Below are 24,370 nucleotides of genomic sequence, written 5' to 3'. Positions count from 1 at the left end.
TTTCTTTTTTTTGATTGGTATAAGAAAACGGCCAACTTAACCTTCACTACGGTTTAATTTTTCGAGACAGGCCGCATATTGTAACTAAGGTATACACAGTTCAACGGGTAACAAGGCATATTTTGCCAACGGCATGTATTATTAACCAAGGTATGGTGAGCTTTTCGCCTCAATTGTACGATGCGCTAAAGCGAAAATATCAGGCACATCAACAGGTCCAGCGTGGCCCACAGGAATAGTTTGAACGTTGTAACACAAGAGATTTTGCTGGAGCCCGAAGACAATCAGCGTTTGCTGAGCCTCTGTGGGCCATTTGATGACAACATCAAGCAACTGGAACGCCGGTTGGGCGTCGAAATCAACCGTCGTGATAACGTCTTTAAACTGGTCGGTAAGCGTTTGCCGGTGGACGCTGCAATCAATATTCTGCGTAATTTATACGTGGATACTGCGCCACTGCGAGGCGAAACTCAGGATATTGATCCTGAAAAAATCCATCTGGCGATTAAAGAGAGCCGTGTTCTGGAGCAGACTGCCGAAAACGTCCCTGACTTCGGCAAGTCGGTGATCATCAAAACCAAACGCGGCATGGTTAAGCCACGTACGCCGAATCAGGCGCAGTACATTGCCAATATTTTTGACCACGATATTACCTTTGGCATCGGCCCGGCCGGTACCGGTAAAACCTATCTGGCGGTGGCAGCGGCAGTAGATGCGCTTGAACGTCAGGAAGTACGTCGCATCCTGCTGACCCGCCCTGCCGTCGAAGCCGGTGAAAAACTGGGCTTCCTGCCAGGCGATCTCAGCCAAAAAGTCGACCCTTATTTGCGTCCGCTGTATGATGCGCTGTTCGAGATGTTGGGTTTTGAGAAAGTGGAGAAGCTGATCGAACGCAACGTGATTGAAGTGGCGCCATTGGCCTACATGCGTGGGCGTACGCTCAACGACGCTTTTATTATTTTGGATGAAAGCCAGAATACCTCGATTGAACAAATGAAAATGTTCCTGACCCGCATCGGCTTCAACTCAAAAGCGGTGATAACAGGTGACGTGACGCAAATCGACCTGCCTCGCCATCAAAAATCCGGCCTACGCCATGCTATTGAAGTGCTCTCTGGCGTCGAAGAGCTTAGCTTTAACTTCTTCCACAGCGAAGACGTGGTCCGCCATCCGGTGGTGGCGCGTATTGTGGTCGCTTATGAAGCCTGGGAAGAAGAAGACCAGAAACGGCGCGATGCCATTACAGAGCAGCGCCGTCATGAATCCCATCAGCCGTCGTCCCAACAGGTTAGTCAATGAGTCAGGTTATTCTCGATTTACAAATTGCATGTGAAAGCAGTGACGGTCTACCGGCTGAAAGTGATTTCCAGAAATGGCTGGATGTGGTCCTGCCACAGTTTCAGGAAGAGTCAGAAGTCACCATCCGGATTGTAGATGATGCCGAGAGCCACGAGCTGAATATGACCTATCGTGGTAAAGACAAATCTACCAACGTGTTATCCTTCCCGTTCGAGGCACCTCCAGGCATGGAGCTGCCGCTGCTGGGCGATCTGGTCATCTGCCGACAGATCGTTGAAAAGGAGGCAGCGGAGCAGCAAAAAGCCCTGCTGGCGCATTGGGCGCATATGGTTGTTCACGGCAGCCTGCATCTGCTAGGGTATGACCACATCGTCGATGATGAAGCCGAAGAAATGGAGTCTATCGAAATCGAAATCATGCAAAGTCTGGGCTACCCAGATCCGTATGTTTTCATTGAAGATGCTGAGAAAGACGACCTTCGAGATTAGTGTGATGATTTCCCCAACGTCATTGGAGTTGCAGCGAGCCCCAGCTAACACCGCTGCAGTTTCAAGTAAGAAGGGGCCGCTGATTATTATTTCCATCAATATGAGTAAACATAACCAAACGCCATGAGCGATGACCATTCACAAAATAGTGACAGCCCCAGTCCCAAGAAGGGCTTCTTTTCCCTTATTCTTAGCCAACTTTTTCACGGTGAACCAAAAAACCGTGGCGATCTGGTTGAGCTGATCCGTGATTCCGAACAGAACGATTTGATCGATCCCGATACCCGTGACATGCTGGAAGGCGTGATGGATATCGCCGAGCAACGCGTTCGCGACATCATGATCCCGCGTTCTCAAATGATCACACTCAAACGTAATCAGCCGCTGGAAGAGTGCCTCGATGTGATTATCGAATCCGCACACTCACGCTTCCCAGTGATCAGTGAAGATAAGGACCACATTGAAGGCATCCTGATGGCCAAGGATTTGTTGCCATTTATGCGCACATCCTCCGAGCCATTCAGCATTGATAAAGTGCTGAGAACCGCAGTAGTGGTGCCCGAAAGCAAGCGAGTTGATCGCATGCTGAAGGAGTTCCGCTCACAGCGTTACCATATGGCTATCGTGGTCGATGAATTCGGCGGCGTTTCCGGACTAGTCACCATCGAAGATATCCTTGAATTGATCGTCGGTGAAATCGATGACGAATATGATGAAGTGGAAGATCTTGATATCCGCCAACTCAGCCGTCACACCTACACCGTCCGTGCTCTGGCACAGATTGAAGATTTTAATGAAGTCTTCCAAACCCATTACAGTGACGATGAAGTGGATACGATCGGCGGACTCGTCATGCAGTCGTTCGGCCATTTACCTGCACGCGGCGAAACCATTGAAATCGGTGGTTACCTGTTCAAAGTTGCGATGGCCGACAGCCGACGTATTATTCAGGTTCACGTAAGAATACCGGACGACGCGCCGCAACCGATATTGGAAGAATAAATACTCCATGGCAATTGCCTCTCTATACCAACGCCAGCAGGTTCGCACCCTGCTGGCGCTCTTATTCGGTGCCTGTGGCACACTCTCCTTTTCACCTTACGATCACTGGCCAGCGGCTTTTGTTTCACTGTTCGGCTTACTGGCGCTAACCTTAGATCGCCGTTCAGGCCAGTCCGCCTGGATAGGTTTTTGCTGGGGCATGGGGCTATTTGGCAGCGGCGTAAACTGGGTGTATGTCAGCATCGCTACCTTTGGCGGGATGCCGGAAGCCATTAATCTGTTTTTAGTGGTGCTGCTAGCCTGCTACCTCTCCCTTTACACCATGCTATTCGCCGGTTTATTAACCCGTCTGTGTCCCAAAACCACTTGGTGGAAACTGGCGCTGGCAGCCCCTGCCCTGTGGCAAGTCACCGAGTTTCTGCGCGGCTGGGTGCTGACCGGTTTCCCATGGTTGCAGTTTGGCTATAGTCAGATTGATGGTCCCCTCAAGGGCCTGGCACCGATTACCGGTGTCGATAGCATCACACTGATAATGACCTCTATCAGTGGCCTGCTGGTTTATGCCGTGCATCAGCGTCGCAAATTACCCGCCGTAATTGCGTTGGCGTTGCTGCTGTTGCCTTGGTCGCTGCGCTATGTCCATTGGTATCAGCCGCAGGAAAATAGAAAGGTTGATGTCGCGCTGGTGCAGGGCAACATCGAACAGTCTATGAAATGGGATCCGAACTCATTAGTCAGCGCGCTGCAAACCTATATGGATCTCAGCCGTCCTTATCTGGGTAAAGCGAAGATAATTATCTGGCCGGAGTCTGCTATTTCAGATATCGAATCTGACCAGCAGCAATTCCTGACCATGGTTGATGATCTCTACCGCGCGAAAGGGTCACAGTTAGTCACCGGCATTATTGATGCGCGCCGCACCAGCACAGCGATGCACGTTTACAACAGCGCCATTGTTCTGGGCGGGGACAAACAGTACCGCTATCCGGACAGCAATCGCTTTGATAAACATCATCTGGTGCCGTTCGGCGAGTTTGTTCCGTTGGAATCGATCCTACGGCCACTGGCCCCACTCTTTGATTTACCCATGTCGGGGCTGAGCCGTGGTGACTATGTTCAGAAACCGTTGCTGGTCAGTGGTATGAATCTGACCACGGCCATCTGCTATGAAATTGTCTACGGCGAGCAGGTCCGGGACAATCTACGTCCGGATACAGACTTCCTGCTGACCATTTCCAATGATGCCTGGTTCGGCCACTCTATCGGGCCGTGGCAGCATTTCCAGATGGCGCGGATGCGAGCTCTGGAACTGGGCCGGCCGCTGTTACGCAGTACCAACAATGGTGTTACAGCAGCCGTTGATGCCAATGGCGACGTGATTGCTCAGATCCCACAATTCACCCGCCAGGTGCTGAACGTGGAGGTTACGCCGACCACGGGACTCACACCCTATGCCCGCTTTGGCTGGTGGCCAACCTGGCTTATCACTCTCTTAATGGCAGGTATTGCGCTGATGCTTAACCGACGCCGTCTCCTGAAATAATCCTGATTGATACCGAACTATGGGCGCTCATTGAGCGCCCATTTTTTTATGGCTGAAAAATCTGCCAATGGCATGCATCTTGCTTCATCTAATTGAAAGTTATCTGTTTACTTATTTTTGCTGACAAGATGCATCATTTCGGAACACATCGTTTAAAAAACACACCCCACTATGGTGCAGTGATGTTTTATTGCTTTTATTTGGTGCGTGCCTCGTCTCAAAAAAGAAACATTATTGTTTCATTATCTTCACATTAAGCTATTTTCGAATCAGGTAAATTGAGTAGATAAATACTTCACGACCTATAAGTGCTTCCTGATCCATCCGTTTGGATCCTTAATGACAGCAAAGGAGTTGGAACATGCAAATGCGCAAATTGGCGTTATCGGTACTGCTGGCAAGCCTGGCAGCAAGTAGCGTAGCCCATGCAGAGGACCTGACAGGTACCCTGAAGAAAATCAAAGATAACGGCGTTATTGTCGTTGGTCACCGTGAATCCTCTGTGCCATTTTCTTACTACAACAATGAACAAAAGGTGGTGGGCTACTCTCAGGATTACTCCAACGCTATCGTTGACGCGGTGAAGAAAAAGCTAAATATGCCTAACCTGCAAGTGAAGATGATGCCTATCACTTCGCAAAACCGTATTCCTTTACTGCAAAATGGCACTTTCGATTTCGAGTGCGGCTCCACCACCAACAACGTAGAACGTCAGCAGCAAGCGGCTTTCTCTGACACTATTTTCATCATCGGTACTCGTCTGCTAGTGAAAAAAGGTTCGGACATTAAAGATTTCGATAATCTGAAAGGCAAGACCGTGGTTGTCACTTCAGGTACCACCTCTGAAGTTCTACTGAACAAATTAAATGAAGAGAAGAAGCTGGGGCTGCGCATCATCAGTGCTAAAGACCACGGCGACTCATTCCGTACTCTGGAAACCGGCCGCGCCGTTGCTTTCATGATGGATGATGCCCTACTAGCCGGTGAACGCGCCAAAGCCAAGAAACCAGATAACTGGGAGATCGTCGGTACGCCGCAATCCAAAGAAGCTTATGGCTGCATGATGCGTAAAGATGATGCCGGTTTCAAAACGCTGGTTGATGACACCATTGCGAAAGCGCAAACCTCTGGCGAAGCCAATAAGTGGTTTGATAAATGGTTCAAACAGCCTATTCCTCCGAAAAACCTGAACATGAACTTTGAATTGTCAGACGACATGAAAGCTCTGTTCAAAGCGCCAAACGATAAAGCACTGTAAAAAATACCCGACAGACAGGTATAACCAAGAGAAGTATCAAGTATAAGAGCTGGCCCACCAGCTCGTGATGATGGTCCGAAAGGGCATACAGACCAGATGCGGGGTGGTCGTTCCCCACCCCGCATTTTTTCCGCCACTCAGCCGTGTGTTGGTTACGTCATCACTCAGAGGGGTAGTTTATTACCCGCGTCATGGAGTTTTTATGTCAATAGATTGGAACTGGGGCATTTTTCTGCAAGCAGCCCCCTTCGGCAATACCACTTATCTGGGTTGGATTTGGAATGGATTTCAGGTCACTGTCGCACTGTCGATTTGTGCCTGGCTTATCGCTTTCTTGGTCGGCTCCCTGTTCGGTATCCTGCGTACCGTCCCCAACCGTTTTCTCTCCGGCATCGGTACCTGTTACGTCGAACTGTTCCGTAATGTGCCGTTGATTGTACAATTTTTTATCTGGTATCTGGTGGTACCTGAGCTGCTGCCGGAAAACATCGGCATGTGGTTTAAGTCAGAACTTGCGCCAAACGTACAGTTTTTCTCCTCATCGGTAATCTGTCTTGGCCTGTTCACCGCCGCCCGCGTTTGTGAGCAGGTACGCGCAGCGATCCAGTCACTGCCGAGTGGGCAACGCAACGCAGGGCTGGCAATGGGACTGACTCTGCCGCAAACCTACCGCTACGTGCTGCTGCCTAATGCTTACCGCGTGATCGTGCCACCAATGACCTCTGAGATGGTCAACCTGGTGAAAAACTCTGCCATCGCCTCAACCATTGGCCTGGTCGACATGGCAGCACAAGCCGGAAAATTGCTGGATTATTCAGCCCATGCTTATGAGTCATTTACGGCCATTACCGTCGCCTACGTCATCATCAATGCGGTGATCATGCTGCTGATGCATTTTGTAGAACGTAAAGTCCGCCTGCCGGGCAACATGGGAGGTAAATAATCATGCATGATTTTGACTGGAGTTCTATTGGTCCTGGCCTGCCTTATTTGTGGCAAGGGATGCTGATCACGCTGCAAATAACCGGCATTGCGATTGTGTTCGGTATTTTGTGGGGAACCCTGCTGGCCGTGATGCGCTTGTCGACGTTCAAGCCAATCAGCTGGTTTGCTGCTGCTTATGTGAATTTGTTCCGCGCCGTCCCGCTGGTCATGGTGTTGCTGTGGTTTTACCTGATTGTGCCAAGCTTTCTGCAAAAGGTACTGGGGTTGTCACCGAAAACCGACATCCGTCTGATTTCCGCTATGGTGGCCTTTGCACTGTTTGAAGCGGCTTATTATTCCGAAATTATTCGTGCCGGGATAATCAGCATAGCGAGGGGCCAGTCCTCCGCTGCGCTGGCGCTTGGTATGACGCAGTGGCAATCGATGAAGCTGGTGATTTTACCGCAGGCATTCCGTGCCATGGTTCCCTTGCTGCTCACTCAGGCGATTGTATTATTCCAGGATACCTCGCTGGTCTTCGTTCTCGGCCTGGCGGACTTCTTCCGCAGCGCATCGAATATTGGTGACCGTGACGGTACTCTGGTTGAGATGGTGCTGTTTGCAGGACTTATCTACTTTATTATCAGCCTTTCCGCTTCCTTGCTGGTGCGCTATTTGAAGAAAAGGACCGTTTCATGATTTCACTGAAAAATGTTTCTAAGTGGTATGGGCACTTCCAGGTGCTGACCGATTGCAGCACCGAAGTTAAAAAAGGTGAGGTTGTGGTGGTTTGCGGCCCGTCAGGATCAGGTAAGTCCACGCTGATTAAAACCGTTAACGGCCTTGAGCCGATTCAGAAAGGGGAAATTCTGGTCAACGGCACGCCGGTCAACCATAAGAAAACCAACCTGGCACAGCTACGCGCTAAAGTGGGTATGGTGTTCCAACATTTCGAATTGTTCCCGCATCTGTCGATCATTGAGAACCTGACGCTGGCGCAAGTCAAAGTGCTGAAGCGCGACACCGCCGCCGCAAAAGATAAAGGACTAAAACTGCTCGAACGCGTCGGGTTGTCCGCACATGCCAATAAATTTCCCGGCCAGCTATCAGGCGGCCAACAACAGCGTGTCGCGATAGCCCGGGCATTATGTATGGATCCGATAGCGATGCTGTTCGATGAACCGACCTCCGCACTCGACCCGGAAATGATCAATGAAGTTCTGGACGTCATGGTCGAACTGGCGAACGAGGGCATGACCATGATGGTGGTTACCCACGAAATGGGTTTTGCACGCAAAGTGGCTAACCGGGTGATTTTCATGGATGAAGGAAAAATTGTCGAAGACCGTAACAAAGACGACTTCTTCAATAATCCTGAATCAGATCGCGCCCGTGACTTTCTGGCGAAGATTCTGCACTGATTTATCCCTATACACTGAATTGCCAAGCCGCCAAGTACTGGCGGCTTTCATCTTTCTTAGGGTTCGAAGGCTTTTCTGCTGAACTCAGTTCCGCCACACTCAGGACATTTTGAAAGTATTTCCGGCGTATAGACCGCCAGCGTAAAGTGGCATTTTTCGCACACCAAATTCCCGAGCCCCACGACTTCACCGCTATGATAGATACCGTGGTGGTTAACGTCCTTAAATACCTCTTTCCACTCCAACTGAGTTTTATCGGTCATATCAGCCAGTTCTTTCCACAAACTCTCTTTTATTATGCGCATAAAGACGCTGTCATCTTCATTATCCTCAACCGGAGCCGCCTGCTGGTTGACCTCATAGTTGCGGGCAAATTCGTGAAGATCGCGTCGTATAGAATAGAGTAACTGCTCAATTTGCAGGTCGGTCAGCTTGCCTTCCCTTTCCAGCGTAGCGCGGGCATCCTGAACCAGGACATCGATATCGCGTTCGCCGTTTTGCAAACGCTCAGTTAATGACGTCACTAACTGACGATAATATTGCGCAACATTGTTCATAAAATCCCCTCAGCAAAACAACATTTAACCAACGTAACTCTTTATTTAACCCACCTAACTCCGTCGAGCTTCTCAATCTACTTTAGCCGTAAATCACTGATCCGGTACGGACAATATCCCGAGGTGCCTCGCACTTTAAGAATAATCACGTCCCATAAAGCAGAAAACCCCCTCCACAGCGTGCTTGGTGTTGTTGCCTCAGGCGCTTATCAGCTATGCTATGCGGATCTTTTGATTAAAACTATTAGAGCTACAGGCGTAGCTGTTTTCACTCACAGGACCACCGGCCGCCATGCAAGAGCAATACCGCCCAGAAGACATAGAGACACAAGTTCAGCTTCACTGGCAAGAGAAGCAGACCTTCAAAGTTACCGAGCAACCTGGAAAAGAGAAGTATTACTGTCTCTCGATGCTGCCCTATCCGTCAGGCCGCCTGCACATGGGCCACGTGCGTAACTACACCATTGGCGATGTGATCTCCCGCTATCAGCGCATGCTCGGCAAAAACGTTCTACAGCCGATTGGCTGGGACGCATTTGGTTTGCCGGCGGAAGGCGCCGCAGTGAAAAACAACACGGCACCCGCTCCGTGGACTTACGAAAATATCGAATATATGAAGAACCAGCTGAAATTGCTGGGCTTCGGCTATGACTGGGATCGCGAACTGGCAACCTGTAAGCCTGATTACTATCGTTGGGAACAGTGGTTCTTCACCAAGCTGTATGACAAAGGCATGGTCTATAAGAAAACCTCGGCAGTAAACTGGTGTCCGCATGACCTCACCGTTTTGGCGAACGAACAGGTTATTGACGGTTGCTGCTGGCGCTGTGATACCAAAGTGGAACGTAAAGAAATTCCCCAGTGGTTCATTAAAATCACCGCTTACGCAGACCAATTGCTGAACGATCTGGACCAGTTGGAAAACTGGCCTGAGCAGGTCAAAACGATGCAGCGCAACTGGATTGGCCGCTCTGAAGGTGTTGAGATCACTTTCGACGTCGAGAACAGTGAAGAGAAAGTGACCGTGTACACCACGCGCCCTGACACTTTCATGGGCGCCACTTACGTTGCCGTGGCCGCAGGACATCCGCTGTCCTTGCAAGCCGCTGCCACACAGCCTGCGTTAGCTGATTTCATCGACGAATGCCGCAACACCAAAGTTGCCGAAGCGGAAATGGCGACGATGGAGAAAAAAGGCATGGCCACCGGTCTGTTTGCTATCCATCCGCTGACTGGCGAGAAAGTAGCAATCTGGGTGGCTAACTTTGTGTTGATGGAATACGGCACTGGCGCGGTAATGGCCGTCCCTGCCCACGATCAGCGTGACTGGGAATTTGCCACCAAATATCATCTGCCTATTAACCCGGTTATCCTGAATGCGGATGGCACACGGCCGGATGTCACCTCCGAAGCGCTGCTGGAAAAAGGCACGCTCTATAATTCTGGTGAATTCGACGGTCTGACCTACGAGCAGGGCTTTAACGCCATCGCAGATAAACTGGTCAGCCTTAACGTTGGCCAGCGCAAAGTAAATTACCGCCTGCGCGACTGGGGTGTCTCCCGTCAGCGTTATTGGGGTGCGCCAATTCCAATGATCACTCTGGAAGATGGCACCGTGATCCCGACACCAGAAGATCAACTGCCAGTGATCCTGCCGGAAGATGTAGTAATGGACGGGATCACCAGCCCAATCAAAGCCGATCCGGAGTGGGCAAAAACCACTGTGAACGGTATGCCAGGCCTGCGCGAAACGGATACTTTTGATACCTTCATGGAGTCTTCCTGGTATTACGCGCGCTATACCTGTCCGCAATACGACCAAGGTATGCTGGACCCGGCTGCGGCCAACTACTGGCTGCCGGTTGATCAATACGTTGGTGGTATTGAACACGCCATCATGCACCTGATGTATTTCCGCTTCTTCCATAAACTGATGCGCGACGCGGGTCTGGTTAATTCTGATGAACCGGCCAAACGTCTGCTATGTCAGGGCATGGTTCTGGCTGACGCCTTCTATTACTCCGGCAACAGCGGTGAGCGCGTTTGGGTTTCCCCAGCCGATGCCACTGTAGAACGTGATGAGAAAGGGCGTATCGTGAAAGCCAGCGACCCGCAGGGTCGTGAGTTGGTTTACGCCGGTATGAGCAAGATGTCCAAATCAAAGAATAACGGCATCGACCCGCAAATCATGGTGGAAAGATACGGTGCTGATACCGTACGTCTGTTCATGATGTTTGCTTCTCCGGCAGAAATGACGCTGGAATGGCAGGAGTCAGGCGTCGAAGGGGCAAACCGCTTCCTGAAACGTGTCTGGAAACTGGCATTTGAGCATGCTGAAAAAGGCGCAACAGTCGCGCTGGATGTTGCAGTATTAAGCGAAGCGCAAAAAGATCTGCGTCGCGACCTGCACAAAACCATCGCTAAAGTCACCGATGATATTGGCCGTCGTCAGACCTTCAACACCGCCATTGCGGCCGTAATGGAGCTGATGAACAAGATGGGCCGCGTATCGCAAGATTCTGAGCAAGACCGTGCGTTACTGCAGGAGGCTCTGCTGGCTGTAGTTCGCATGCTTTATCCATTCACTCCACATATCTGTTTCAGTTTATGGCAGACTCTGGGTGGAGAAGGCGATATCGATACCGCACCGTGGCCACAAGCTGACGAAAAAGCGATGGTCGAGGACTCCAAGCTGGTCGTAGTTCAGGTCAACGGCAAAGTGCGCGGTAAAATTACGGTCCCAGCTGATTCGACGGAAGAGTTCGTGCGCGAACGAGCAGCGCAGGAACACCTGGTCGCTAAATATCTGGATGGAGTTACTGTACGTAAAGTAATCTACGTTCCGGGCAAACTGCTCAACCTGGTTGTAGGTTGAGTCAAGGAGGAGTTGTGCGACATCGTATTGTGATGCTGTTACTGAGTGCGGCAGTTTTGGTCATCTCCGGCTGCGGGTTTCACCTGCGTGGCGTAACCAATGTGCCTGACGACATGAAAACCATCGTTCTCGACAGTTCCGACCCTTACGGACCGTTAACGCGGAATATTCGTACGCAGTTGCGTCTTAACGGTGTGACCATCGTTGATGATCCAAAGCGCAAAGATATTCCTTCGCTGCGTATAATGGGTGAAATATCCGGACAAACTACGGCGTCAATCTTCCAGGACGGTAAAGCCGCTGAATACCAGATGGAAATGACAGTCAACGCTCAGGTGCTGCTGCCAGGTAAAGATCTCTATCCTCTGCAGGTGAGAGTGTTCCGTTCATTCTTCGACAACCCGCTGGCCGCGCTGGCGAAAGATAATGAACAAGATATCATTCTCCAGGAGATGCGCCAGCAAGCCGCTCAGCAATTGATACGTAAATTGCTAACCGTGCGTGCAGCCGAGAAAGAGAAACAGGAAGCTGCCGCCGTTGATGGAACGCCGGTTGTCATCACCACCCAATCCTCTGCCCGCGAAATGGCCGAGCAGAACGGGACAAGCGTATCAGAGGGTAAAACTGTCACGCCTAAACCGGTCAGTTCTTCCGCTCAATGATTCGACTTTATCCTGAACAACTTGCCGCGCAGCTCCGTGAGGGGCTGCGTGCATGTTATCTGTTATGCGGGAACGATCCTCTGCTGCTCCAGGAAAGTCAGGACAGCATTCGAAAAACAGCTCAGGCTGCAGCCTTTGAAGAACACTACACGTTTACCCTTGATGCCCATACCGAGTGGGATGCTATTTTCAGCATCTGCCAGGCACTCAGTCTGTTTGCTACCCGTCAAACCCTGCTGCTGATGCTGCCTGAAAATGGCCCACCGGCTCCGATGGGTGAACAACTGGTGAAACTCACCACGCTTTTGCACGACGACATCTTGCTGGTTTTGCGTGGCACCAAGTTGACCAAAGCGCAAGAGAACAGCGCCTGGTTCAAGGCCCTCAGCGATCGCAGCATCTTTGTCACGTGTCAGACGCCAGAACAGGCGCAGCTCCCACGCTGGGTAGCCAAACGTGCCAAAGCGTTATCGCTTGAACTTGATGAACCCGCGAATCAGCTGTTGTGCTACTGCTATGAAGGTAATCTGCTCGCGCTAGCGCAATCACTCGAGCGCCTTTCCCTGCTCTATCCTGACGGAAAGCTGACTCTGCCTCGGGTTGAAGAAGCGGTAAACGATGCTGCGCATTTCTCGCCTTATCACTGGTTAGACGCATTGCTGGCAGGGAAAAGTAAACGCGCATGGCATATTCTGCGTCAGTTAAAGCAGGAGGATAGTGAACCGGTGATCCTATTGCGCACCCTGCAGCGCGAGCTACTCATGCTGCTGAACCTCAAACGCAAAATGGACATCACGCCGCTGCGCGCCCTGTTTGATCAATACAAAGTGTGGCAGAACCGCCGCACAATGGTGACCCTGGCCCTGCAACGGCTATCACTACGCCAGCTGCAACAAGCCGTTCATTTGCTGACAAAAATGGAAATCACGCTCAAACAGGACTACGGTCAATCCATCTGGCCTGAACTTGAGAGCCTTTCCATGCTGCTATGCGGAAAACCTCTGCCTGAAAGTTTTATTGAGACCCGCGACTTTTGAAAGCTGGAAAGTTGCAAGTGGCAGGCACTAATCCAGGAACGCACTGATGGTACTGAACACCTCTCCTGACTCCTCTTTACTCGCGCTGTTTGGCGGCACTTTTGATCCCATCCATTATGGGCATCTCAGGCCGGTGGAGCAGTTGGCGAAAGAAACTGCGCTAGATCAGGTGATATTGCTGCCCAACAATGTGCCGCCGCATCGTGCCCAGCCTCAGGCCTCGGCACAACAACGGCTGAGGATGGTTGAACTGGCCGTGGAAGGTAACCCACTGTTTTCAGTCGATGCGCGTGAACTGGCGGTAGAAAAACCCTCCTACACCATCGAGACTCTTGAAACGTTACGTAAAGAACATGGCGCACTGCGTCCGATGGCGTTTATCATCGGCCAGGATTCATTACTTTCACTCTATAAATGGCACCGATGGGAAGAATTACTGGATTTTTGTCATTTGCTGATTATGGCGCGTCCAGGTTATTCCGAGTACCTCGATACGCCACCATTGCAGTGCTGGTATGACAAACATCGAGTCACAACGCCGGCAGAACTGAAAAGACGCCCACACGGCGTGATTTATCAGGCGAATACGCCGTTGCTCGACATCTCGGGAACTGAAATTCGTCAGCGTCGGCGAGAGGGTAAAAACTGTGCAGACCTCTTACCCGCCGCCGTTGAGCGCTATATCGATTCGCAGGGCTTATACCACGCGTAGTTAACGCGTGGTATACTTCGCCGCTTAATTTCGGCTTGCGACATAGCTGTAACAATAATGGGTGTAATTCATTGATTACCCATCATTTTCAGCATTAATCTCGTAGGTCAGCATATACTCTTTTTTGAAAGCCCTCTTCTGCACGCCGCGCAAGCGCCCTTGCAGCAGAAGGTTTTCATCAAGCTAACCCGTTTCAACATCCCCAGGGGGAACCTTTGCAAGGTAAAGCGCTCCAAGATTTTGTTATCGATAAAGTCGATGACCTTAAAGCACAGGACATCATTGCCATCGATGTTATCGGTAAATCCAGTATTACTGACTGCATGATCATCTGCACCGGCACGTCCAGCCGCCATGTGATGTCTATCGCCGGTCATCTGGTTGAAGAAGTGAAAGCGTTAGGCCTCGACGCCATGGGCGTTAAAGGTATTAACGAAGCTGATTGGGTGGTTGTCGACCTGGGAGAAGTGATTGTTCACGTCATGCAGGAAGAGAGCCGCCAGTTGTATGAGCTTGAGAAACTCTGGGCTTAAGACGTGAAACTGCAACTTGTCGCTGTCGGAACCAAAATGCCCGACTGGGTTCAGACCGGATTTAACGATTATTTAAACCGTTTTCCGAAAGATATGCCCTTCGAGCTGGTCGAAGTGACGGCAGGTAAGCGTGGTAAAAACGCGGACATAAAACGTATTCTTGAAAAAGAAGGCGAACAGATGTTGGCGGCTGTCGGAAAAGGTAACCGTATTGTGACCCTGGATATTCCAGGGACACAATGGGAGACACCCCATCTGGCCCAACAGCTGGAACGCTGGAAACAGGATGGCCGTAACGTCAGCCTATTGATAGGTGGTCCTGAAGGATTAGCTCCGGCCTGTAAAGCAGCTGCTGAGCAGAGCTGGTCGCTCTCTCCGCTGACTTTGCCCCATCCTTTGGTGCGAGTGCTGGTTGCGGAAAGTCTTTACCGCGCATGGAGTATTACCACCAATCATCCATACCACCGGGAATAATCGGTTGGTGAATGTCAGCAACATGAATTAAGTAGTGGGATGAAAATAGATCGTAACCCTTTTCGCGACTATACGGCTGAATCAGCCCTCTTTGTGCGCCGTGCACTGGTGGCGTTCGTCGGTATTCTGCTACTCAGCGGTATTCTGGCATTCAATCTTTACAACTTACAGATTGTGCGCTTTCAGGATTACCAGACCCGTTCTAACGAGAACCGCATCAAACTGGTGCCTATCGCCCCCAGCCGCGGCATTATTTATGACCGCTACGGTACGCCGCTGGCGCTGAACCGCACTATTTATCAGCTCGAACTAATGCCGGAAAAAGTCGACAATCTTCAGGCAACCCTTGAAAGCCTAAAGCCGATTATCGATTTAACCGCGGAAGATATCGATAATTTCCAAAAAGAGCGCAAACGCTCGCGCCGTTTCACTTCAATTGCCGTTAAAACTGGCCTGACCGAAGTTCAGGTCGCCCGGTTCGCGGTTAATCAGTTCAACTTCCCCGGCGTTGAAGTCAAAGGCTATCAGCGGCGTTATTATCCCTACGGTTCCGCTCTCACGCACGTCATTGGCTATGTGTCGAAAATCAACGACCGCGACGTCGAACGTCTGGATAAAGACGGCATACTGGCAAACTACGCGGCCACGCACGACATCGGTAAGCTGGGTATTGAGCGCTACTACGAAGATACTCTGCATGGTAAAACCGGCTATGAAGAAGTGGAGGTCAACAACCGTGGACGGGTGATCCGCCAACTTCACGAAGAGGCGCCGCAGGCAGGTAAAGATATCTATCTGACCATCGATTTACCACTGCAAACCTATATCGAAGCATTACTGGTGGGCAGCCGCTCCGCAGTCGTGGTCTCCGACCCGCGCGATGGCAGCATACGCGCTCTGGTATCGAATCCCAGCTATGACCCGAACCTGTTCGTTGACGGTATTTCGAGCAAGGATTACCGCACCCTGTTGGAAGATCTGAACAAGCCGCTGATTAACCGCGCCACACAGGGGATCTACCCGCCTGCATCGACGGTAAAACCCTATATTGCGGTCTCTGCGTTAACGGCCGGTGTGATCACCAAAAGTACCTCGCTGTTTGACCCCGGTTGGTGGCAACTCCCCGGCTCTGACAAACGGTTTCGTGACTGGAAACACTGGGGCCACGGCCGTCTGAATGTGACCAAAGCGCTGGAGGAGTCCGCTGATACCTTCTTCTATCAGGTTGCCTACGATATGGGTATTGACCGCCTGTCCGAGTGGATGGAGAAATTTGGTTACGGACATTATTCCGGCATTGACCTGTCCGAAGAGCGCAGTGGCAACATGCCGAACCGCGACTGGAAATTCAAACGCTACAAAAAGCCTTGGTATCAGGGCGATACCATACCGGTCGGTATCGGGCAGGGTTACTGGACCGCGACGCCAATCCAAATAATGAAGGCGATGACGACGCTGATTAATGACGGTACGGTTAAAACGCCACATCTGCTGCTCAGCACCAAGGTGGAGGGTAAACTTGTCCCTTATGAGCAGCAGGAAAAAACACAGATCGGCGATGTCCATTCCGGTTATTGGGAAATAGCGAAGGACGGAATGTATGGAGTGGCCAATCGGCCAAACGGTACGGCTCGCAAGAGTTTCGCTGATGCGCCTTATAAAGCTGCAGCTAAATCCGGTACAGCACAAGTTTACGGTTTGAAAGCCAATGAAATATATAATGCGCATAAGATAGCCGAACATCTGCGCGACCATAAATTAATGACTGCCTTTGCGCCATTCAATAATCCGACGGTTGCCGTCGCCGTTATTCTTGAAAATGGCGGGGCTGGTCCTGCTGTGGGTACCATTACCCGCCAGATACTCGACCATATTTTGTTGGGCGATAACACGACACAATTACCGGCTGACGCACCACCGCCGGGAACCGAAGGTGATTAACCAATCATGACTGAAAGCCAACAAAAAGGGTCGCTGTGGTCGAAGATGCACATCGACATTACCCTGTTACTGATTGTGCTGGCGTTGCTTGCCTACAGCGCCTTCGTGATGTGGAGCGCCAGCGGTCAGGATGTTGGCATGATGGAGCGCAAAATCGGCCAGATCGTAATGGGCCTAATTATCATGCTGGTGATGGCGCAAATCCCACCGCGTGTCTATGAAAGTTGGGCACCCTATTTGTATCTGTTATGCGTGCTGCTGCTGGTACTGGTTGATGCTTTCGGCACCATCAGTAAAGGCGCGCAGCGCTGGCTTGATCTCGGCGTAGTGCGTTTTCAGCCCTCAGAGCTGGCGAAAATCGCCGTACCGCTGATGGTCGCCCGCTTCATCAACCGTGACATCTGCCCGCCGTCACTTAAAAACACAGCTATTGCACTGGTGCTGATCTTCATTCCAACCCTGCTGGTGGCAGCGCAGCCCGATCTGGGCACTTCCATTCTGATTGCGGCCTCCGGCCTGTTCGTGCTGTTCCTTTCCGGGATGAGCTGGAAGCTGATCGCCGTTGCCGCATTGCTGGTGGCCGCTTTCATCCCCATTCTGTGGTTCTTCTTGATGCACGACTATCAGCGCGATCGCGTGATGATGCTACTCGATCCTGAGAGCGATCCACTCGGCGCCGGATACCATATTATTCAGTCCAAAATCGCTATTGGCTCCGGCGGATTATCGGGTAAAGGCTGGCTGCATGGAACGCAGTCGCAGCTCGAATTCCTGCCCGAACGACATACTGACTTTATCTTTGCCGTATTGGCAGAAGAACTCGGTCTGATTGGCGTTCTGGTACTGCTTGGGCTCTATTTATGTCTCATCATGCGTGGTCTGGTGATCGCCGCCCACGCACAAACTACCTTTGGCCGCGTTATGGCCGGGGGTCTGATGTTAATTTTATTCGTTTATGTGTTTGTTAACATCGGTATGGTCAGTGGTATTGTCCCGGTGGTTGGGGTACCTTTGCCACTGGTCAGCTATGGTGGCTCAGCGCTCATTGTGCTAATGGCAGGGTTTGGTATCGTCATGTCGATACATACTCATCGAAAAATGTTGTCGAAAAATTTATAGAGGTGAGCAATGCGTAAGCAATGGCTTGGAGCTGTCATCATTGGGTTGCTGTTGAGTGGTTGTGTGACTGACGAAACACAGCCACAACAAGCTGCACCGCAACAAGCCTATAACGGGCCGGTGGTAGAAATTGGTGGGGCGGACCCGCGTTACGAACCTTATAATCCAGGCACCAGCCAGGATTACTCCGTCAACGGCAAAACCTATAAGATTATCAAAGACCCTTCCAACTTTACCCAGACCGGTTTAGCCTCGTGGTATGGTCAGGAAAATGGCAGCAACACCACGGCTATTGGCGAAGAGTTTGATCCCAATGCCCTGACAGCAGCCCACCCTACGCTGCCTATCCCAAGCTATGTGCGTGTCACTAACGTGGCTACGGGACGTATGCTGGTTGTGCGCGTTAACGATCGTGGACCTTATACGCCCGGACGTATTATTGACCTCTCTCAGGCTGCTGCTGAGCGCCTGAACCTCACCAACAGCACCAAAGTTAAAATCGACTTTATCCGTGTTGCACCCGACGGTTCACTTTCTGGCCCTGGTACTATTGGCACGACCGTCGCCAAACAGTCCTACGCCTTGCCTGGCCGCCCTGATTTAGCGTCAAGCGGTATGGGAACTCCAGTGCAAAACACCCCACCGGATACCAGCGCAAGCGTCCATCCGATTGATAACAGCACGCTGAGCAACGGAGATGAATCCAACGCATCAGCCGCAGCCACAACCGGCGCATCGGGAGGCGGTTTTCTGAAAGCTCCCTCTTCCGTCCCGCAGGGGATCCTGGAAAGAGATGAACCTGCTGCACCAGAGATGGTGGCCGCTGTTGCCGCACCAGCTGCTATCGCCGCGCCATCAGCACCTTCCTCTTCGTCAACAACCGGCGGCAATTACATGGTGCAGGTCGGCGCGCTGAGCAATCCTCAGAACGCGGCATTGTGGCAGAAAAGCCTGAGCCAGAAGTTCTCTGTGCCCGGTAAAGTTCAGCCGAATGGAGGGATGTATCGGGTTCAGCTCGGGCCATTGACCCGTCAGCAGGCCGAGCAGCTAAAACAGCGCCTGGCCAGCGAAGCTCAACAGCAGTCTTTTGTTGTTTCAGCGATGTAATGGCAGCGTGAAATCGTTTCTTGAACGGGGCTGCAGCCCCGTTTCTGCAGGTTACCTTTTAAGGGTAAAAAGGATAAACACTTTCAAGCCGCGGTAATGGCAGATGTCCGAATATGTCGATTCTGCTATAGTGTGGCACGTTTTTAACTTACCTCTACGGATGTTGCTGTCCCCTCATGAAACTTGTAAATACCCCACTTTTAGTCAAGAGCCTCGCTTTTGGCACAGCCCTGACTCTCTGCGCAGCGTCCGCCTATGCCGACGATGTTAACTTAAAGACGATGATCCCAGGCGTTCCGCAAATTGATGCAGAAGCCTACATACTGATCGACTATAACTCAGGGAAAGTGCTGGCAGAAATGAATGCCGACGCACGCCGTGACCCTGCCAGCCTGACTAAAATGATGACCAGCTACGTCATCGGTCAGTCAATCAAAGCCGGTAAAATCACACCAGCCGACATCGTTACCGTGGGTCCGGATGCCTGGGCAACCGGCAATCCAGTGTTCAAGGGTTCTTCCCTGATGTTCCTCAAACCAGGCGATCGCGTGCCGGTATCTGAGTTGAACCGCGGCATCATTTTGCAATCAGGTAACGATGCCTGTGTGGCGATGGCAGATTATGTTGCTGGCAGCCAGGATGCCTTCGTTGGTCTGATGAACAATTACGTCAACGCATTGGGCCTGAAAAACACCCACTTTGGTACCGTGCATGGTCTTGATGCTGCCGGCCAGTTCAGTTCAGCGCGAGATATGGCACTGATTGGACAGGCGCTGATCCGTGACGTACCCGAAGAGTATGCGACCTACAAAGAGAAAGAGTTCACCTTCAACAAAATCCGCCAAATGAACCGTAACGGTCTGTTGTGGGACTCCAGCATGAACGTAGATGGCATAAAGACCGGCCACACCGAATCAGCCGGTTATAATCTGGTGGCTTCTGCAACCGAAGGACAGATGCGCCTGATCTCAGCCGTCATGGGCGGTCATACCTATAAAGGCCGCGAAGTTGAAAGCAAAAAATTACTCACCTGGGGCTTCCGTTTCTTCGAAACCGTTTCTCCACTGAAAGCGGGTAAAGAGTTCGCCTCGGAGCCAGTATGGTTTGGTGATACTGACCGTGTGGTGCTGGGCGTAGATAAAGACGCTTATCTGACCATTCCACGTGGCCGCATGAAAGATCTGAAAGCCAGCTATGTACTCAACAGTCCTGAGCTGCATGCGCCATTGCAGAAAAATCAGGTAGTGGGTTCAATCAACTTCCAGTTGGATGGCAAAACGATTGACGAGCGCCCATTGGTGGTGCTGAATGAAGTCAAAGAGGGCGGTTTCTTCAGCCGTATCGTCGATTATATCAAGCTGATGTTCCATCATTGGTTTGGCTAAGTCAGACTTGAAATAACCAACAACGTCCCCATTTGATAGTAATAAATTTTGATTTTAATAACTTTTTATTTCAATAAGTAATGCCATCAAATTTTATCACTCCCGCTTCAGATTGGCGGGAGTAATAATTTTATCAATACGTTGCTAACCACGCTGGAGTGCACATGAAAACCAAACTTAACGAACTGCTCGAATTTCCATGCTCCTTTACTTACAAAGTAATGGGCCTGGCACAACCCGAGTTAGTTGATCAGGTTGTGGAAGTCGTGCAACGCCATGCACCTGGCGACTACAATCCTCAGGTAAAACCGAGCAGTAAAGGCAATTACCACTCCGTCTCAATTACGATTAACGCCACCCATATCGATCAGGTCGAAACCCTGTATGACGAATTGGGTAATATCGAAATTGTCCGCATGGTGCTGTAAATCTTCGCTCACAAACTGACTAACGCAGTCCCCTGACAGGTGCTGCGTTAATTTTTTGCCCCTCCCTCTTTTCTAAATAACGATGGCTGCTGTGCTACAAGATAACCTGCAACAACGCATTGTGTTACGTCAGCTGGGTCTACAGCCTTACGAACCGGTATCCCGCGCGATGCACCTGTTCACCGACACCCGGACCGCCGACACGCAGGACGAAATCTGGTTGGTTGAACACCAGAAAGTCTTCACACAAGGTCAGGCTGGCAAAGCGGAACACCTGCTGCTTCCCGGTGATATTCCTGTGATTCAAAGCGATCGTGGCGGACAGGTAACCTATCACGGTCCCGGCCAGCAGGTGATGTACGTGATGGTAGACTTGAAGCGCCGAAAAATGGGCGTCCGTCAGCTCGTCACCGCTATTGAACAAACCGTTGTCGATACGCTGGCACACTTCGCCATCAACGCTTACCCGCGTGCCGATGCGCCTGGCGTCTATGTGGATGACAAGAAAATCTGCTCTTTGGGCCTGCGGATCCGCAAAGGTTGTTCACTGCATGGCCTGGCGCTCAACATCAATATGGATCTCGAACCCTTCCTGCGCATTAATCCCTGCGGATATGCCGGTTTACAAATGACCCAAGTTAGCGTCGAGAAGCCGGGGATCACCGTCGATGACGTCATGCCAGTATTGGTGAAATCCTTTAATGATCTGATGAATTATCAACAAATTGATTATCTTCCGTGGCAGGAAGAATCGTATTGATGTTAAAAAATTGTACGCTTTGTTGCCTGTAAGCACTTCCGGGGGCTGAATATTGATCGGCATCAGTGTTATAATTTTTGCAATATTCCTCATTTTTTAATAAATCAGCCCGTTCATTGAATGTCCTGAAAAACTCGAGTTACGAGAGACAAACCTGGAACCTGCAAGCTTATGAGTAAACCGATTCAGATGGAACGCGGTGTTAAGTACCGCGATGCAGATAAGATGGCGTTAATCCCGGTGAAAAACGTGGTCACTGACCGGCAGGAAATGTTACGTAAGCCGGCATGGATGAAAATCAAACTTCCGGCAGATTCGACCCGAATTCAGGGCATCAAAGCTGCACTGCGCAAGAATGGCCTGCACTCAGTGTGTGAAGAGGCAGCCTGCCCTAACCTCTCCGAATGTTTTAACCACGGCACTGCGACTTTTATGATCCTCGGCGCAATTTGTACTCGTCGTTGCCCATTCTGCGACGTTGCCCACGGGCGTCCGACAGCCCCAGACACTAACGAACCTGAAAAGTTGGCACAGACTATCGCCGATATGGGCCTGCGCTACGTGGTGATCACCTCTGTAGACCGTGACGACCTGCGGGACGGAGGGGCTCAGCACTTTGCCGACTGTATCGCCGCCATTCGCGCCAAGAACCCAACCATTAAAATCGAGACGCTGGTGCCCGATTTCAGAGGCCGTATGGATCGTGCACTGGAGATCCTCAACGTCACACCGCCGGACGTCTTTAACCATAACCTTGAGAACGTGCCACGCGTTTACCGTCAGGTTCGCCCTGGGGCAAACTACGAGTGGTCACTGACGCTGCTACAACGTTTCAAAGAAGCGCACCCTGAAATCCCGACCAAATCCGGTTTGATGGTGGGTCTGGGAGAAACTAACGCGGAGATTGTGGAAGTGATGCGCGATTTGCGCCGCCACGGTGTCACTATGCTCACTCTCGGCCAGTATTTACAGCCAAGTCGTCACCACTTACCGGTGCAGCGCTATGTTAGCCCGGAAGAGTTTGATGAAATGAAAGCCGAAGCGATGGCGATGGGCTTTACCCATGCCGCCTGCGGACCTTTCGTCCGTTCGTCATACCATGCGGACCTGCAAGCTAAAGGTCTGGAAGTGAAATAAGGGTTACACCTTGTTACGTCTTAAACGCTAAAAAAGACAAAACGGTTGCTCGCAAGAGCAACCGTTTCTATTTAGACACAACATGCTTATACACAGACCTTCAGGTGCAAGGAATAGGCGTATCCGAATAAAAAGCAGGCAGCAATCAGTCTTTGTGTTCTACGCGTGGTTCGACAGGCGTGGCATCAGCCTTTGCGGCTGGGGTAGGCTCATCGCTCATGGCTTTCTTGAAGCCACGTAGCGCAGCGCCCAAGTCACCGCCCAAAGAACGCAGTTTGCTGGTACCGAACAGCAGAATGATTAAAACGCCCACAACCAACAATTTAGTAATGCTTAAACCTTCCATACACACCTTCTTTTCACGAATAGCGAAACTGTTACCGGCGTAATGATAACCGGTACTTTTTGCATAAAAGAACCAAATCTATTGTCACTATTTACAAATAATAATGACGAAAATACAACCAAAATATGTAACAGAAATAATCGCGCGAAGATCCATCAGTGCGCATTATAACCAGACTGAGCTATTATGAACTTCAATAAGAGAGTCTTGAAGCATTTACTGGGTAAATCCGTTTTACGGCGATTTCCGCCGGATCATGCCGTGTTCCCCGCCCCGAACCATAATGAGCTCCGATGCCAAAAACGCCTCAAACCACGCTAATCAGCGATGCCCATCATTCAGGTCTGAGATTTGCGAGACGTGCCTATCTCCCTCGCATTATCGGATTGGGTATGGGTAGCATCTGCGTGGCACCCGTCCTTATCACATATTCGATTCACCCTGCGGTCTGGCTCATGCTGCTGCTGAACGGTTTTCTCTGGCCGCACATTGCCTACCTGATGGCTATACGCGCCAGCAACCCGTTCAAAACAGAGATCCGCAACCTGAAAATCGACGCCGCCTTAGGAGGCGTGTGGCTGGCCGCTATGGGTTTTAACGCCCTGCCGTCCGCCGTTATTATTTCCATGATGGGGATGAACAACATTGCTGCCGGCGGCAAAACCTTGTTCTTCAAATGCATACTTGCTCAGGCGGTGGTTGCTCTGGCAGTTTTTCTACTGACTGAAATTCCTTTTCAGCCGGAAACCACTCCGCTCCAGCTCTATCTCTGCCTGCCGATGATTGTGATTTACCCTATTCTTCTGGGTAATGTCACATTTAGGACCTCCAGAAGACTGTCTGAGCATAAAAATGCCATCATGCAGATCAGCGTTCGCGACGGCCTGACTGGCCTCTATAACCGCCATCACTGGGAATCACTGCTGGATAATGAAATTGAAAGTCATCGCCGTTATAACTACAAGACTACGCTAGTCCTCATCGACATCGACCACTTTAAGGAAATTAACGATAACTACGGCCACAACGTCGGCGATCAGGCGATTATACTTTTGGCGCAGGAGTTACAGCAGGCCATGCGCGTTGCCGACATTATTGGCCGCTATGGCGGTGATGAATTTGCTGCCATTCTTCCTCACAGCACGGCAGAGCAGGCGAAAAAAGCCATGGAGCGTTTACAGAGCCGGTTGGATAACGACCTGTTCCCCAATCACCCTGAGCTGCGGGTGCATGTCAGCGCGGGTATTGCCGAGTGCCGTAAAGACCATGAGAGCGCAGCACAATGGCTAAATGCAGCCGATACCGCTCTGTATAAAGCCAAAAACGGCGGACGAAATCGGATCGAAACGCGGATATAAGCGC

At 50.9% G+C, this 24,370-nt stretch carries 24 protein-coding genes; 22 read left to right on the top strand and 2 right to left on the bottom strand.

Annotated elements, in window-relative coordinates; genetic code table 11:
* Positions 1-222: 222 nt before the first annotated feature.
* The 8 genes from ACMV8I_RS00320 (at position 223) to ACMV8I_RS00285 (ending at position 7,935) form a co-directional block, all read left to right on the top strand.
* A complete protein-coding gene (locus tag ACMV8I_RS00320; RefSeq protein ID WP_498863260.1) occupies positions 223-1,299 on the top strand; it encodes a PhoH family protein in 1,077 nt (358 codons plus the stop codon).
* Complete coding sequence (ybeY, locus tag ACMV8I_RS00315) at positions 1,296-1,787, top strand: rRNA maturation RNase YbeY (RefSeq protein WP_498863259.1); 492 nt, start codon at positions 1,296-1,298, stop codon at positions 1,785-1,787. Before ACMV8I_RS00320 ends, ybeY begins: the two co-directional genes overlap by 4 nt.
* A gap of 123 nt (positions 1,788-1,910) precedes the next feature.
* Positions 1,911-2,789, top strand: coding sequence for a CNNM family magnesium/cobalt transport protein CorC (gene corC / locus ACMV8I_RS00310; protein ID WP_498863258.1), 879 nt, complete (start codon positions 1,911-1,913; stop codon positions 2,787-2,789).
* Between the two features lie 7 nt (positions 2,790-2,796).
* Entirely contained in the window at positions 2,797-4,332 is a 1,536-nt protein-coding gene (gene lnt / locus ACMV8I_RS00305) for an apolipoprotein N-acyltransferase (protein ID WP_498863257.1), read from the top strand.
* Positions 4,333-4,693: 361 nt separating this feature from the next.
* Complete coding sequence (locus ACMV8I_RS00300) at positions 4,694-5,590, top strand: glutamate/aspartate ABC transporter substrate-binding protein (protein WP_498863256.1); 897 nt, start codon at positions 4,694-4,696, stop codon at positions 5,588-5,590.
* Between the two features lie 202 nt (positions 5,591-5,792).
* Complete coding sequence (locus ACMV8I_RS00295) at positions 5,793-6,533, top strand: amino acid ABC transporter permease (RefSeq protein WP_498863255.1); 741 nt, start codon at positions 5,793-5,795, stop codon at positions 6,531-6,533.
* A gap of 2 nt (positions 6,534-6,535) precedes the next feature.
* Positions 6,536-7,213, top strand: coding sequence for a glutamate/aspartate ABC transporter permease GltK (gltK, locus tag ACMV8I_RS00290; protein WP_498863254.1), 678 nt, complete (start codon positions 6,536-6,538; stop codon positions 7,211-7,213).
* Positions 7,210-7,935, top strand: a complete 726-nt coding sequence (locus ACMV8I_RS00285) for an amino acid ABC transporter ATP-binding protein (protein WP_498863253.1) — start codon at positions 7,210-7,212, stop codon at positions 7,933-7,935. Before gltK ends, ACMV8I_RS00285 begins: the two co-directional genes overlap by 4 nt.
* 56 nt (positions 7,936-7,991) lie before the next feature.
* On the opposite strand, the gene ACMV8I_RS00280 is transcribed toward ACMV8I_RS00285, so the two are convergent.
* A complete protein-coding gene (locus ACMV8I_RS00280) occupies positions 7,992-8,492 on the bottom strand; it encodes a zinc ribbon-containing protein (RefSeq protein ID WP_498863252.1) in 501 nt (166 codons plus the stop codon).
* 292 nt (positions 8,493-8,784) lie between these two features.
* Here ACMV8I_RS00280 and leuS point away from each other — a divergent pair, with 292 nt between their 5' ends.
* The 13 genes from leuS to lipA all read left to right on the top strand — a co-directional run bounded on the left by leuS (position 8,785) and on the right by lipA (position 22,662).
* Positions 8,785-11,367, top strand: coding sequence for a leucine--tRNA ligase (leuS, locus tag ACMV8I_RS00275; protein WP_498863251.1), 2,583 nt, complete (start codon positions 8,785-8,787; stop codon positions 11,365-11,367).
* 14 nt (positions 11,368-11,381) lie between these two features.
* Positions 11,382-12,029: an LPS assembly lipoprotein LptE gene (gene lptE / locus ACMV8I_RS00270; RefSeq protein WP_498863250.1), complete on the top strand. Its 648-nt coding sequence runs from the start codon at positions 11,382-11,384 to the stop codon at positions 12,027-12,029.
* Positions 12,026-13,066, top strand: coding sequence for a DNA polymerase III subunit delta (gene holA / locus ACMV8I_RS00265; protein WP_498863249.1), 1,041 nt, complete (start codon positions 12,026-12,028; stop codon positions 13,064-13,066). Before lptE ends, holA begins: the two co-directional genes overlap by 4 nt.
* A gap of 46 nt (positions 13,067-13,112) precedes the next feature.
* Entirely contained in the window at positions 13,113-13,778 is a 666-nt protein-coding gene (gene nadD / locus ACMV8I_RS00260; protein WP_498863248.1) for a nicotinate-nucleotide adenylyltransferase, read from the top strand.
* 215 nt (positions 13,779-13,993) lie between these two features.
* Positions 13,994-14,311: a ribosome silencing factor gene (gene rsfS, locus ACMV8I_RS00255; RefSeq protein ID WP_188469525.1), complete on the top strand. Its 318-nt coding sequence runs from the start codon at positions 13,994-13,996 to the stop codon at positions 14,309-14,311.
* A 3-nt stretch (positions 14,312-14,314) separates the two neighbouring features.
* Positions 14,315-14,785: a 23S rRNA (pseudouridine(1915)-N(3))-methyltransferase RlmH gene (gene rlmH, locus ACMV8I_RS00250; protein ID WP_498863247.1), complete on the top strand. Its 471-nt coding sequence runs from the start codon at positions 14,315-14,317 to the stop codon at positions 14,783-14,785.
* 39 nt (positions 14,786-14,824) lie between these two features.
* A complete protein-coding gene (mrdA, locus tag ACMV8I_RS00245; protein WP_498863246.1) occupies positions 14,825-16,726 on the top strand; it encodes a peptidoglycan DD-transpeptidase MrdA in 1,902 nt (633 codons plus the stop codon).
* 6 nt (positions 16,727-16,732) lie between these two features.
* Positions 16,733-17,845: a peptidoglycan glycosyltransferase MrdB gene (gene mrdB, locus ACMV8I_RS00240; protein WP_498863245.1), complete on the top strand. Its 1,113-nt coding sequence runs from the start codon at positions 16,733-16,735 to the stop codon at positions 17,843-17,845.
* 9 nt (positions 17,846-17,854) lie between these two features.
* Positions 17,855-18,952 carry an endolytic peptidoglycan transglycosylase RlpA gene (gene rlpA / locus ACMV8I_RS00235; protein WP_498863244.1) on the top strand — a complete coding sequence of 366 codons (1,098 nt, stop codon included), beginning with the start codon at positions 17,855-17,857 and terminating at the stop codon, positions 18,950-18,952.
* Between the two features lie 176 nt (positions 18,953-19,128).
* The gene (gene dacA, locus ACMV8I_RS00230) at positions 19,129-20,337 is read left to right on the top strand and encodes a D-alanyl-D-alanine carboxypeptidase DacA (RefSeq protein ID WP_498863243.1); all 1,209 of its coding nucleotides are present in this window, start codon (positions 19,129-19,131) and stop codon (positions 20,335-20,337) included.
* A gap of 164 nt (positions 20,338-20,501) precedes the next feature.
* On the top strand, positions 20,502-20,765 hold the full coding sequence (gene ybeD, locus ACMV8I_RS00225) for a DUF493 family protein YbeD (RefSeq protein WP_140470528.1): 264 nt from the start codon (positions 20,502-20,504) through the stop codon (positions 20,763-20,765).
* A 91-nt stretch (positions 20,766-20,856) separates the two neighbouring features.
* The gene (gene lipB / locus ACMV8I_RS00220) at positions 20,857-21,525 is read left to right on the top strand and encodes a lipoyl(octanoyl) transferase LipB (RefSeq protein ID WP_498863242.1); all 669 of its coding nucleotides are present in this window, start codon (positions 20,857-20,859) and stop codon (positions 21,523-21,525) included.
* Between the two features lie 171 nt (positions 21,526-21,696).
* The gene (gene lipA / locus ACMV8I_RS00215; protein WP_498863241.1) at positions 21,697-22,662 is read left to right on the top strand and encodes a lipoyl synthase; all 966 of its coding nucleotides are present in this window, start codon (positions 21,697-21,699) and stop codon (positions 22,660-22,662) included.
* A 145-nt stretch (positions 22,663-22,807) separates the two neighbouring features.
* Here the strand turns inward: lipA and tatA are convergent, their stop codons facing one another.
* Complete coding sequence (tatA, locus tag ACMV8I_RS00210; RefSeq protein ID WP_498863240.1) at positions 22,808-23,008, bottom strand: Sec-independent protein translocase subunit TatA; 201 nt, start codon at positions 23,006-23,008, stop codon at positions 22,808-22,810.
* Positions 23,009-23,301: 293 nt separating this feature from the next.
* Here tatA and ACMV8I_RS00205 point away from each other — a divergent pair, with 293 nt between their 5' ends.
* Positions 23,302-24,366, top strand: a complete 1,065-nt coding sequence (locus ACMV8I_RS00205) for a diguanylate cyclase (RefSeq protein WP_498863239.1) — start codon at positions 23,302-23,304, stop codon at positions 24,364-24,366.
* Positions 24,367-24,370: the final 4 nt, after the last annotated feature.

Origin of the sequence: Ewingella sp. S1.OA.A_B6 (assembly GCF_049889095.1) — a bacterium.
In the GTDB taxonomy this organism is placed as follows: Bacteria; Pseudomonadota; Gammaproteobacteria; order Enterobacterales; family Enterobacteriaceae; genus Ewingella.
Note: the sequence above shows the minus strand (reverse complement) of the source record. Positions and strands in the feature narration are given on the sequence as shown.